Below are 12,217 nucleotides of genomic sequence, written 5' to 3' on the forward strand. Positions count from 1 at the left end.
CGCGCGCCGACCCGCCCGGGATGGCCAGTCGCAAGCGACGCAGGGGGCGGAAGCGGCGAGCGGTGCGAGCCCTACCGAGAACACGGGGAGAGCAGGCCCCGGCCACCCACCGATCTGAGCGTTCCTCCTGCTGAAACCCGCCTGTCGGTCGGGGAAACCACCTCCTCACGACAGCTATTTACTGCTCTGCGTCCGCGGTGGTTTCGAGAGCGAACTGCTCGAAGAAGGATTCCATAAAGCTCCACCGGGACGCTCCAAGACGCCGGCCGTGGTCGGTATATAGCGCATCAAGTCGCTCGCGTGCCCAGTCACGTAAGAGTTCGATGTCTGGCACTTCTGGGCGGCCTGTGCTGAGCGTGGATGCGTCATCGATGACCGCATACCGATCGCCAGTACGCCCCGAGCGTTCACCGACGATACAGGCGAGTCGGATGAGTCCGACCGCACCAGTCGCATCGAGCTTATCAGCATCGAAGAGGAGCTTTGCTTCGAGCGTTTCAGGGTCGGGGGAGCTTGCTCGGATGCTGTGTGTTCGGAGACAGTGCTCGATTGCGGTAATCTGGTCAGGCCTCACGTCTTCGGCCTCGAGCAGGCTCGTGGCTTCGTTAGCTGCCCACTCGTCGTGGTCGTCGATCTCCCCGACACGTTCGAGTGGCCGTCCGATATCGTGAAACCACGCAGCTGCGGCTAGCACGTCTCGGTCAACGTCCTGGGGGTGCTCGTCCGCGAGCTGTTGCGAGATATCGTGCACCCGTTTTGCATGGAACATATCGTGCGCGGGGAAGGCGGCCTCGTAATACGAGCGCGATACCTCTCGGGCGAGTGGACCTAGCTCGGAGGGCATATTCTCAACAGTCACTGCAGGGCGCTTATCCATTATGTCTGTTCGGACAGCGGGTCCAGTGGTAACGGAGTTCCCCGCTATCCAAGAGCGAGCGACCAGCGGGTCGACATCCGCTCCGCGTACACGGCCGCCCGTGACGCGGCGCGGTCCACGTTTCGGAGAGCGAAGCCACCCCGTTGCCGTACTCCTCGGAGGCGTTCGTGCGCGGGTCGAGGCACTGTCACTGCGCCCAGACGGAAGCGCTCTGAGCGTCGCCCCGACCGGCCGGTGCCCGCCAAGGACGCCAGTGGCGTCGCCGTGATAGACGGCTCCGACGCCGTCGTCGTGGAGTCGCGCAACCAGGTCACGGGTGCGTTCGCGGCGTGATCCCGCGGGCGGGGGCGCGTTTGATAGCGCCGGTTGATTCGCTCACTGGCGTGCTGTCCCGCCGGTAGCGTCGCTCCGGCGTCGGCGGTGTGCTCGGTCGTCTCGCAGAACTACCGAAATAGCTCCTGGCCGCGGTACCAGTACTGGTCGCCGGCTGTCGTCGGACACGCTATGAGGACGCCCGGACCGATATCGGGCGCGACGGCGTCTGTCCCCGTCGGAATCCCCTGTTCCGCCTCGGAGACGTCACCGGCCGTAGGCCCGATAGGGCTCGTCGACGTCACCGGAGGCGTGGTGGAAGCGGCCCTGGTCGCCCTGCCAGTACGCCTCACCGCGGACCGCAACTCGGTCTCCGGAGCAGGTCATCCAGAAGGCGACATCGAAGAGCAACTCCTCGCCCAGAACGACACGCCCCAGCCGTTCACAGCGGGCTTCCGGCAGCTCCGTCGGAACACTGATCATGAAGATTATTTCGCCAAGCGACTAAGATGGAGTCTCCGAAGTATTCCGGTATGCGTCTCCGCAACTGGCTCCGAACGCACTCGCTGACTACGATCGCCCTGTGGTCGTTCGCGGTGGGTTGCATCGTGCTCGCGCTCACTAACACGCCCCTGCTCGGGATTGAACCGCTCATGCTGGCCGTCTTAGCGACCGTCTTCGCAGCCACGGCATCCTCGACAGCCGGCAGAGCAACTGACGACGACACCCGCTGCCACTAACGCGGCGGCTCGCGAGCAGCAGTCTCACGGGCTCACGCAGAGACAGCAGTGGCGGCGTTCCCGCGCCCCTCTTCGCGGGGATACAGCACACTATACAGCCTCGAGCGGCTGCTCTCCGACGGGGCCCTCTCGGGTCCCACGCCGCGGTTCTCCCATGTGGCGTGACGGCGGCTCTCGTCGGCGTCCACGCGGTCCTATCTTGTGGATCAGTGGGGTCGACGGGGGCGGAGCGGAGAAGCAACTCGCGGTGAACCCATCTGGGTCTGAGCGAGCGTCTGTGTCGGGGCTGGGAACGCCTGGAATCGTCCTCGACGTAGTACCACCGATGCCCGGGCTCTTGACCGGATCACCACGCCTGGTGGCCGTCAGTGTATTCGGAATCGGGATGACGCCGATCGACGTCGATGCGTACTTTCCCGGCTCGTTTACGACGGTCCCGTATCGAAATCGAACGTCACCGAGAGCTGACCGACATATTTACAGTACGCCATTAATACGTCTGTTACTGGAGGTGAGACGCGCCACTGGCGGCGTCTCAAGGCATCCCGATGTCCGAAGAACCTAGCGGGGACGCAGAGAGCCGCCGGTCTCCTCCGTCCGAAGCGTTCGCTGCACTCAGTAGCCCTCTCCGGGTGGATATCCTCCGGGAGCTGTCCGCCCAGCAACGACAACTAGGTGACGATAGCCTCGGGTTCGCCGATTTGCGTCGACGGGTTGACGTTGAGGACTCCGGACGGTTCCGATATCATCTCAAACAGCTACAAGACACGTTCGTGCAGAAAACGGACGCGGGATACCGGCTCACGCACGCCGGGCATAGAGTCATCGCTGCGATCCTCGCGGGCACGTTCACCGGCGACCAGTCACTGGGGCCCGTCGAGCTTGATAGCGAGTGCCCAGAGTGTCACCGACCGGCAGTGGCGACGTACGAGGATGGACGCTGTCTCGTGTCGTGTGCAAACGACCACACCCTCTTTACCTGGAGCGTGCCGCCAAACGCCACTGCGAGCCTGGACCTCCCCGGGCTCATTGACTTGGCCGAGTTACTCGCCCTTCAAGCAGTCGAACAGGCGTTAGCGGGTGTCTGTCCGGAGTGTTTTGACCCGGTCTCGAGTCAGATCCGGACGGCCGAAGCAGCTCGGCCGGCGTTCCAGGGGGACTGTGAGTCGTGTGGCGCTCAAATCGCGGGCCCGGTCGATCTCTGCCTGCTCGTCGATCCGGAAGTCGCCGCGTTCTGTCACCGCCACGGTCACTCCCCTCAGGACGACCATGTCTGGGAGAGCCCGTTCGTCCGTGATGACGCAGAACTGGTAGTCCTCGATGACGACCCCGTCCAGATCGAGTACACCCTGACCCTTGATGGGGAATCGCTCTCCGGCGAGATCTCTGAGAACGGCCACATCACAGTACACCGAACAGGGTCGACTGAGGGTCAGTCAGACGCCCCGTAGAATATGCGCGGCAGCACTGGGTCGGCTCCTCGAGACATCTGTGACCCGCTGCAGTCCGGGCACTCCACACGTCGAGAGCAGTCGCTCTTAAAGCGACCGGGCGGGTTGGGTGCTACACGAGGCCTGTCAGTCCGCGGGCGAGAGCCGTCACTCATCGCGCCCTACGACTATGTCGAGGCGCAGTCGGTGCTATCCGTCTGATTCGATGTTGAGGAAGGACTCCCCGCCGATCACCACGCGAAGCGTGGACGGTCCCGAATGCGTGAACCGGTGGTCGTCTGTGGTCGATAGCGAGGAGCCACTCGCTCGAACGGTGTCACGACCGAGCGTGACTGCGTCGGGGCTGTCGAGGCTCGCGCTGACGTCGACGTCCAGTGTGTACGTTTGGCCGGGTGGGATGGGGATGGTGATCTCTTGGAGTTCGTCGGCCGGACTGGACAGAGTGGCTGCGAGGTACTCTTTCCCGTCTGATGCCACCGTAATCGAAGCCCGCGCGTCGCCTGATAGCGTGTTCGAGACGCGGATTCGGACCGGCTGTTCTCCGGTCATGGACGCATCGTCAGGGGAGCCGTCTGCGTCGTCAGTACTCGGGGGGAGGGCTGTTGCGCTTCCCGCCCCGGTAAGCGCGGTTACTCCTGCGAGAACGTCGCGGCGCTTCATGCTCTAAAAGATGATCTCGTGGTAACAAGTGCCTTCTGTCTGCGATCAGATCCGCTTCGTGTACGGACCGAAACCGACGTCCGTGCCTCGTTCGACAGCGCAGGCCGCTACCCCGAAGTCCATCGGAGTCGCATCGTCCTTCCGGCACGGCGGGGCGAGATCGGCTTCAGCGACGTAGATCGTCGGATTGGTTTCACGGGTCGTGCAGCCGTACCGGGTCGAGAGGCTCGGATACTGTGGACTGGAAGGGGTGGTAGGTTTCGAAGGGGGTGTTCGCATCGGTTCCTTGGAGCGCGAACGGAGGACGGTCGGCGTAAGAACGATACCGCCGTCCGGTTCGAAGGACGTGACACGGACCGTTCTTCCGATTTATCGCGAACGGGTACGGGGTGTTCGGGTCGCTCGGACGGGTCGTTTCCTCGTCGCCCTACTTCGTCTCGGGAAGCGGGACCGCGTCGCCCCAGAGCGTCTGGAAGTGGCGTTCGAGCTCATCCAGAACGGTATTGTCTTGCACGGCGACGACACCGAGGCGGTCGGCGTCCATCCACGGATGTGGGATGTCGATCGTCGCGGTCGCGGAATCCACGACGTCGAACGAGAGTTCGAGACCCGAGAGGATGCGGATTCGGATACCGTCGCGGACGTCGAAGCGCTCGAAGAACGAATCGGGAATCGTGTCGAGAACCTGTTCGCTCAGGAGGAGGGAGACACAAACGTCGGACTCGGCACCGGCGAAGAACGCGTCCACCTCCCGTTCGAGCGTCTCCCACGGGGCCTTCTCGTACGGGGGCCCGACGACTGCCTGGACTGACGACGTCGCTGTCCGCATGTGTTCTCGGAGCGCGACCTGCATCTCTTCGCTCCCGAGCGAGCCGAGCCAGATGTTACCTTCGACCGGTCGAGTCGGGAGAAGGTTCGACCGAACAGCCGAAGCAACCTCACAGTACCGCACCCATTCGCGTTGGAGTTCGGCAGTTCGCTCAGCCAGAAGTGTCGACACAGCGGCATCCGGTTCGACCGCGGTATATCGCGTCGGCTCTGTCGATTTCGCATGGACGAGCTGGCGCGTCTCGAGATCGTTGAGGACGTCGTAGATTCGGCCTCTGGGTACACCGCTCGCGTCCGACAGTGCAGCCGCGGTCGTCGAACCGCTGACGAGCAGCGTCCGATAGACTCGCTCCTCGTAACTCGAGAGGCCGAGTTCAGTGAGTTCCGTCATCCTCGGAGGGACCGCGGTTCGTGATTCCCCGCATCGACGGTTCGACACGACTGACAGGGCACCCACGTCGAGCGCCGTCGTCGCGAGACTTGCTCATCGGTCTCAATCGGGACGGTAGTCAGACCGAGGGAGCATATATCCACGGGAACCTGCTGCAAGTGACACCGCGTTTCAGAACACCAAACGTACACGAGGAGACAATCCCACCCATGAATCCGTACATCGTGCTCGCCGGCGCAATACTCTCCGAGCTCCTCGGAACGACGGCTCTCGAACTCTCTGACGGGTTCACGAACCTCGTGCCGAGCGTGGGAGTCGTCGTCGGATACGGGCTCGCGTTCTACCTCCTGTCGGTAACGCTCCAAGACCTCCCAGTCGGCGTCGTCTACGGGACGTGGGCCGCGCTCGGTATCGTCGGCGTCGCAGTGGTCGGTGTCGTCGTGTTCGGTGACCCGATCGACTCCATCGGCATTGTCGGCCTCCTACTCATCATCGCCGGGGTCTACTGTGTGAATATCCTCTCAGAGATGTCGGCTCACTAGCCCGCCAACGGGAGTCTCGGGACCGAGCGGCGATTCGCCGGAGGGACAGCCAGCGGGCGTCTGCGGCATCACTCTCCTCCGCGTCGGCGTCACGACCACAGTCGCCCGAATCGCTCGGGCGAAACACTACGACGACTCCCCCACAGCCTTTACTCGCTCCGCGGAGTCAGTATCGGTGTGAACCAGAAACGGGCCGTCGTCGCCGCCTTCGGCCTGCTCGTCACCGTCGCGCTGGCCGTGCTCGCCTACCGGTTCATCGCGCCGCTCACCGTCTCCGTCTTCCTCTACTACTCCACGCGCCGCTACTTCCACGCGCTCCGCCGCCTCCACCTCCCGCGGCGCGTCCGCGCCGTCTCCGTCCTCGTCTCCCTCGCCGTCCCGCTCCTCCTCCTCACGACCTACGCGGCCGTTCTCCTCGTCCTCGAAGCCCGGCACTTCGTCGACCAGTACGCGGTCGTCGAGACCGCCGCCGCGGCCTTCCCCGGCTTCGACGGCATCGATCGCATCCCCGAGCTCAGCGCGCACGGCCTCTACGAGGCCTATCAGGCCGGCGAGTTCGCGCCCTTCATCGAGTTCGCGAGCGAGCACGCGGCCTTCCTCACCTCCCTCGTCTCGGACTTCTTCCTCGGGCTCTTCGTCGTCATCATCGTCACCTACTACCTCCTCGTCGACGGCCACCGCGTCCGCGACTGGCTCCTCGGCTTCGACGACGACGGCGTCATCCGCGACTACTTCGAAGCCGTCGACGCCGAGCTCGAATCCGTCCTCTTCGGCAACCTCCTGAACGTCATCGCCATCTCCCTCATCGCCATCGGCGCGTTCGAACTCTACAACCTCATCGCGCCCGCCGCCGTCGAAATCCCCTACCCCGCGCTCGCCGGCGTCCTCACCGGCGTCGCCAGCCTCATCCCCGTCGTCGGCATGAAAATCGTCTACCTCCCGCTCGCCGCCGTCACCGCCCTTCCCGTCGTCCTCGGCGGCGACCAGTCCCTCCTCGTCTACGTCGTCGCCTTCCTCGTCGTCGCCGTGGTGGTCGTCGACACCATCCCCGACCTCCTCCTCCGCCCCATCCTCAGCGGGAAGAACACCCACGTCGGCCTCCTCATGCTCGCCTACACCATCGGCCCCGTCGTTCTCGGCTTCTACGGCATCTTCTTCGCCCCCATCCTCCTCGTGGCCGGCCTCACCTTCGCCACCACCACCCTCCCCCGCCTCCTCAACGAGGACGACGTCGACGCCGACGCGGATACGGACGGCGACAGTGACACACTGCCGCCAGACCAGCGCCGCCTCGACGACTTCGCCTGATCCGGAAGAGCCACAGTCGCACGCGCCGCTCGGACGGTACACGCACTGCTGGGGCGGGACGCGGCGCGGCTGGCGTCGGCGCTCGCGGACGGACGCGAAGGAATAGCTGCGAGAGAGAAGGAGCCGCGTTAGCGGACGGTGGGTTCGCTCACCGGCTCGGCGAACGCGACGGTGTCTTTCACGTCGGTGATTTCGACGTCGACCTGGTCGCCGGGCTGGGTGTCGGAGACGATGACGATGAAGCCGCGTTCGACCTTCGCGATGCCGTCGCCCTTGTCGCCGAGCGTGTCGATGGTGACCGAGCGAACTTCGCCCTCCTCGACGGGCGGACGCTGGCCGCGCGGCCCGCGGCGGTCCTGGTCGTCGTTCGCGGACGGCGACGACGACGGCGAGGACGCGGCCTTCCCGGCGTTCGTCCCGGCGGACCGCTCGGCGGCCGTCGCGTTCCCGGACGCGTTCGAGGCCGCGGACGCGAGGAGCGCGACGCGGTACGTCTCGTCGACGGACAGCGACCCGCTCTCGACGACTTCCTTCGGCACCGTGATGGTGTACTCGTCTGCTTCCTCCTGAATCGACGTCTCGAACAGCAGTCGAAGCGAATCAGATATCTCAGTCATTACGCCTGCTACGCGTCACAGCGTAAAAATCCCCGTGGATTCGACGACGTTACCAGTCGAAACGCTCGCCGGCGAGCCCGCTGCGAATCGGCGTCCGTACGCCCCCCGAGAGTTACCGCTGGCTACCCAGACACGGACTTATTTAAACAACCGTGATGAATGTGAGGGTATGCCAGGCGGCAGTGACATGACCCTACACCAGTTCCTGTGGCGCGGCGAGAACGTCTTCGGCGACCAGGAGATTATCTCCCGGACGCACGACGGCATCCACCGCTACACGTACAGCGAGTACGCAGACCGCGTGCGGAAGCTCGCGAGCGCCCTCGACGAGTGGGGCGTCGAAGAGGGCGACCGGGTCGCGACGTTCGCGTGGAACCACCACTGGCACCACGAGACCTACTTCGGGGTGCCCTGTCTCGGCGCGCAGCTCCACATGATCAACATCCTCCTGCCGGACTCCCACATCCAGCACATCGTCGAGGACGCCGAGGACGTCCTGCTCTTCGTCGACGCGACGATGGTGGAGAAACTCGACGCCGCGTACGACGAGGAGGCGTTCGACTCGGTGAAGCAGTTCGTCGTCATGGGCGACGAAGTCCCCGACACCGACCTCGACCCGGTCACGGACTACGAGTCCTTCATCGAGTCCGGCGACCCCGACTTCGAGTTCCCCGAGGTCTCCGAGGACCAGCCCGCCGGCATGTGTTACACGTCCGGGACCACCGGGAAGCCGAAGGGCGTCGAGTACACGCACAAGATGTACTGGGGGCACACGATGAGTATCATGACCGGCGAACTCGGCCTGATGAACACGGACACGGAGTTGACTATCGTCCCGATGTTCCACGTCTCCGGGTGGGGACGGCCGTTCGCCACCGTCGCGTCCGGCGCGACGCAAGTGCTCCCGGGACCGCATCCCGAGCCCGCGGACATCGCGTCGCTCGTCGAGAACGAGGGCGTGAACAAGACCGCCGGCGTTCCGACCGTGTGGCGCGGCCTCCTCCAGTACGCTCGCGAGGCCGACCCCGACCTCTCCTCGCTCGAATACGTGATGTCCGGCGGGTCCGCCGCGCCGCCGAAACTCATCGACGACTACCGCGAGGAACTCGACGCCGAACTCGTCGTCGGCTACGGGATGACCGAAACCTCCCCGGTGACGCACGTCGCCGAACACCGCACCGACACCCGCGACTACGAGGGCGACGACCTCACGGAGCTCCGCGCGCACGCCGGCCTCCCCAGCCCCGGCGTGATGATGAAGGTCATCGGCGACGACGGCGAGGAGGTCCCGTGGGACGGCGAGTCCCTCGGCGAACTCCTCATGAAGGGCCCGTGGGTCACCACCGAATACTTCAACGCCCCCGAGAAGACGAAGTCCTCTGTTACTGACGACGGCTGGCTCCGCACGGGCGACATCGTCCGCGTGACCGAGGACGGCTACGTCGACGTCGTCGACCGCGTGGACGACCTCGTGAAATCCGGCGGCGAGTGGATCTCTAGCGTCGAGGTCGAGAACCGCCTGATGGGCCACCCGCGAGTCGCCGAAGCCGCCGTCATCCCCGTCGACCACCCGCAGTGGGACGAGCGACCCGTCGCCTTCGTCGTCGTCGACGGCGACTTCGACGAAGACGAGCTCCGCGAGGAGCTGAAAGCCTACGTCGCCGAAGAGTACCCGAAGTGGTGGGCTCCCGACGCCATCCGCTTCATCGACGAAGTCCCGAAGGGCTCCACCGGGAAGTTCTCGAAGAAGACGCTCGTCGACGAGTTCATCGACGACGAACTGAAGCGCGAGGTCAGCGAATCCGCACCCGGGAGCCGCTGAACGCGGCGAAGCCTCGCGCCCCCTCAGTCCTCGGTCTCGTTCTCCGCCGCGACGCCGGAAAACCGAAATTCGAAGCGCGCGCCGCCGGACTCGCTGTCGGTGACGGTGACAGTCCAGCCGTGCGCGTCGACGATCTGTCGGACGATGGCGAGCCCGAACCCCGTGCCGTCGTCGGCGGTCGTGTACCCGATTTCGAAGAGGTCCTCGCGGTCGGCCGCGGGGACGCCGGGGCCGTCGTCCGCGACGAAGAACCCCTCGCCGTTCGCGAGGTCGCCGACGCGAACGGCGACGGACCCACCGCGCGCCCCGGCGTCATCCACGTCGTCACCGCGGGCGCGAGAACTCGGAGACCCGTGTTCGACCGCGTTCTCGCGAGCCTGCGAGTGAGAGCTGGGAGACCCGTGTTCGACCGCGTTCCGGAAGAGGTTCTCGAAGAGTTCTGTGAGTCGGCTCTCGTCGGCGTCGACGGTGAGGCCGGTATCGGCGGAGAGGGTCGCGTCGTCGGTGTCGACGTGCGTCCAGGCGGTTTCCGCGACGGTCGAGAGGTCGCAGGTGTCCGGGTCGATGACGGTTTCGCCGTGGTGGGCGAGCGTCACGGCCTCGTCGAGCAGTTCCTCGATGCGACACAGGGCGGTTTCGACGGTGTCGAAGTGTTCGGCGTCGCCGTCTTCGCGGGCGGCGTCGAGGTAGCCGATGGCGAGCGTGAGCGGGTTGCGGAGGTCGTGAGCGAGCATCCCGGCGAACGTCTCCAGGCGCTCGTTCTGTTTGGCGAGGAGCTCCTCGCGTTCGACGACGTCGGTGACGTCGTGGAAGACGCCGACGCGCTCTTCGGTCGCGCCGACCGGCGAGACCGCGCCGGCGTGCAGTTCGGTGACGAGTCTGTCGCCGCGAGCCGCCCACTCGAAGCGCTCGCGCTCCACCGTGTCGCCCTCGGCGCGCCGGAGGACGGCCTCGGCGCGCGCCGCCGCGTCGTATCCGAGCGCGGAGAGCGGGCGGCCGATGAGGGACCCCTCCGGGACGTCGAACGCGTCGCGGAAGGCCTCGTTCGCGGCGGTCGTCTCGCCCCCGGGGGTGGTGAGGACGATGGGGTCGGGCGCGGACTCGAAGAGCGCGCGGAACCGTTCTGCCTCTCGCGCGCGCCGGTGGTCGAGTCGGCGGGTGAGGCGGCGGTAGTCGAGGAGGGTGCCGAGGCGGTGGCGGAGGGCGTGTCGCCGAACCGGGGTCTCGATGACGTCGGCGACGACGTCCCACGCGTCCGCGCCGAGGCGGTCGCCGTCCGGCGTGAGGAGGAGGACGGGGAGGAAGACCGGGTCGGCGGTTCGGACGCGCTCGCGGAGGGTGTCCCACGACCGCTCGAACGCCCGCTTGTCGACGATGCAGGCGTCGAAGGCGGTATTCTCGACGCCGCCGGTCGTGACGTCGTAGGTCTCACTGAGCGCGCGTTCGAGGAGGCGTCGGTTTCGGTCGTGGGCGACCGCGAGGTGGACGGTCGCGTCTTCGCGGCTCGAGTCGCCCGTCACGTCGCGCCCCTCTGCCGAGGTCGGTGTGAGTCCGTCGCCCGATTCACTCCTCACCGCTCTCTCCGTCGGGTTGGTTCCCGTAGAACTGCCTCGTTCGGTCGTCGTCGAACGCGTCGTCGAGCGCGTCGTCGGCTCGCTCCGTCACGGCCTGGAGGCGGGCTTCGAGGCGCTGGAGGTCGCCGCTGGGGGCGCGGCCGTCGGCGCTCCGGTTCTCCTTGAGCGCGGCGACTTTGGACGCGACGGCGAAGTACCGCTGTACGACCGCGTCGTAGTCGGCTCGCCGACACATCTGCTCGACGGCGTCCCGCAGGTCGCCCTCCGTGACGGGTTTCACGACGTAGTCGTCGAACTCCCAGTCGACGACGTCGAGCTCCGGTTGCACTGCGGTCACCATCACCACGCGGCAGTCGACCCCTCGCGAGCGGATTTCGGCGAGGACCTCCGACCCGGAACGGCCGGGGAGCCGCCGGTCGAGGAGAACGACGTCCACGCGCTCACTCAGGCTGTCCAGCGCCTCGTCGCCGTTCTCGGCCGTCACGAGGTCGTAGGAATCCCCGAGCCACCGGCGCGCCAAATCGAGGAACGCCGGTTCGTCGTCGACGACCAGTACCGTGCACTCTCCCATCTATATCAGGAAGCTAACTACCGCGGGGACAAAAAGATGTGTTTTGGTTACCGGCCCGGTTCCCACAACCGGGAATGGGCGCGGTCTTAACCTCTCTCGTCCTCGTCTAGCGAGTCGATGGAGTCGGAGACCCTGAATATCATCGACGAGACAGCAGTGACGATTCTCGCGGCGGCGAGCGCGGGTCCCGTCACCGCTGACACCATCCACGAACGCTCCAGCGTGCCGCAGTCGACGCTGTACCGGCGACTCGACCGCCTCGTCGACGCCGGACTCCTCCGGTCGGTCCCGCGACTGAACGACGACAACAACAATCAGTTCGTCTACGAGTGCACGCTGGAGGAACTCCGGCTGACCATCGACGACGGCGAGGCCCGCATCGTCGTCGTCACCAATCGCAGCGGGACGACCGAAACGGCGGAGCGAGCCGTCGGCACTCACTGTCCGGGGGCCGAGTGAGCGTCGAGGAGAATCCACCGACGCACGCCTTCGAGCGCGTCGACGCCCGCGTCCGAGTCGGCGTC

The 12,217-nt window shown here is 65.8% G+C and carries 13 protein-coding genes; 6 read left to right on the forward strand and 7 right to left on the reverse strand.

Annotated features, from left to right (window positions below; translation table 11 throughout):
* Positions 1–178 precede the first annotated feature (178 nt).
* Both IEY26_RS12890 and IEY26_RS12895 read right to left on the reverse strand, forming a co-directional pair.
* On the reverse strand, positions 179–844 hold the full coding sequence (locus tag IEY26_RS12890) for an HD domain-containing protein (RefSeq protein ID WP_188979570.1): 666 nt from the start codon (positions 842–844) through the stop codon (positions 179–181).
* Positions 845–1,456: 612 nt separating this feature from the next.
* A complete protein-coding gene (locus IEY26_RS12895) occupies positions 1,457–1,672 on the reverse strand; it encodes a hypothetical protein (RefSeq protein ID WP_188979572.1) in 216 nt (71 codons plus the stop codon).
* A 50-nt stretch (positions 1,673–1,722) separates the two neighbouring features.
* Between IEY26_RS12895 and IEY26_RS12900 the strand changes: the two genes are divergently transcribed.
* Both IEY26_RS12900 and IEY26_RS12905 read left to right on the forward strand, forming a co-directional pair.
* On the forward strand, positions 1,723–1,929 hold the full coding sequence (locus IEY26_RS12900) for a hypothetical protein (protein WP_188979574.1): 207 nt from the start codon (positions 1,723–1,725) through the stop codon (positions 1,927–1,929).
* Between the two features lie 548 nt (positions 1,930–2,477).
* On the forward strand, positions 2,478–3,380 hold the full coding sequence (locus IEY26_RS12905; RefSeq protein ID WP_188979576.1) for a winged helix-turn-helix domain-containing protein: 903 nt from the start codon (positions 2,478–2,480) through the stop codon (positions 3,378–3,380).
* Between the two features lie 189 nt (positions 3,381–3,569).
* Here the strand turns inward: IEY26_RS12905 and IEY26_RS12910 are convergent, their stop codons facing one another.
* Together IEY26_RS12910 and IEY26_RS17800 are read right to left on the reverse strand one after the other, a co-directional pair.
* Positions 3,570–3,929 carry a hypothetical protein gene (locus tag IEY26_RS12910; protein WP_188979578.1) on the reverse strand — a complete coding sequence of 120 codons (360 nt, stop codon included), beginning with the start codon at positions 3,927–3,929 and terminating at the stop codon, positions 3,570–3,572.
* A 538-nt stretch (positions 3,930–4,467) separates the two neighbouring features.
* Positions 4,468–5,259, reverse strand: a complete 792-nt coding sequence (locus IEY26_RS17800; protein WP_188979580.1) for a TrmB family transcriptional regulator — start codon at positions 5,257–5,259, stop codon at positions 4,468–4,470.
* A 209-nt stretch (positions 5,260–5,468) separates the two neighbouring features.
* Between IEY26_RS17800 and IEY26_RS12920 the strand changes: the two genes are divergently transcribed.
* Positions 5,469–5,801 (forward strand): DMT family transporter, encoded by a 333-nt coding sequence (locus tag IEY26_RS12920; protein WP_188979863.1) that lies wholly within the window; start codon positions 5,469–5,471, stop codon positions 5,799–5,801.
* 177 nt (positions 5,802–5,978) lie between these two features.
* Entirely contained in the window at positions 5,979–7,109 is a 1,131-nt protein-coding gene (locus IEY26_RS12925; protein WP_188979582.1) for an AI-2E family transporter, read from the forward strand.
* Positions 7,110–7,237: 128 nt separating this feature from the next.
* On the opposite strand, the gene IEY26_RS12930 is transcribed toward IEY26_RS12925, so the two are convergent.
* Positions 7,238–7,726, reverse strand: coding sequence for a TRAM domain-containing protein (locus IEY26_RS12930; protein ID WP_188979584.1), 489 nt, complete (start codon positions 7,724–7,726; stop codon positions 7,238–7,240).
* A 169-nt stretch (positions 7,727–7,895) separates the two neighbouring features.
* Between IEY26_RS12930 and IEY26_RS12935 the strand changes: the two genes are divergently transcribed.
* Positions 7,896–9,548, forward strand: coding sequence for a long-chain-fatty-acid--CoA ligase (locus IEY26_RS12935; RefSeq protein ID WP_188979586.1), 1,653 nt, complete (start codon positions 7,896–7,898; stop codon positions 9,546–9,548).
* A gap of 23 nt (positions 9,549–9,571) precedes the next feature.
* Here IEY26_RS12935 and IEY26_RS12940 read toward each other — a convergent pair whose 3' ends face one another.
* Together IEY26_RS12940 and IEY26_RS12945 are read right to left on the reverse strand one after the other, a co-directional pair.
* The gene (locus IEY26_RS12940; protein ID WP_188979588.1) at positions 9,572–11,068 is read right to left on the reverse strand and encodes an ATP-binding protein; all 1,497 of its coding nucleotides are present in this window, start codon (positions 11,066–11,068) and stop codon (positions 9,572–9,574) included.
* Positions 11,069–11,111: 43 nt separating this feature from the next.
* Positions 11,112–11,693, reverse strand: a complete 582-nt coding sequence (locus IEY26_RS12945) for a response regulator (protein WP_188979590.1) — start codon at positions 11,691–11,693, stop codon at positions 11,112–11,114.
* Positions 11,694–11,810: 117 nt separating this feature from the next.
* On the opposite strand from IEY26_RS12945, the gene IEY26_RS12950 reads away from it, so the two are divergent.
* On the forward strand, positions 11,811–12,152 hold the full coding sequence (locus IEY26_RS12950) for an ArsR/SmtB family transcription factor (protein ID WP_188979592.1): 342 nt from the start codon (positions 11,811–11,813) through the stop codon (positions 12,150–12,152).
* The last annotated feature ends 65 nt before the right edge of the window (positions 12,153–12,217 follow it).

The sequence above is a fragment of the Halocalculus aciditolerans genome, from assembly GCF_014647475.1.
Classification (GTDB): Archaea; Halobacteriota; Halobacteria; order Halobacteriales; family Halobacteriaceae; genus Halocalculus; species Halocalculus aciditolerans.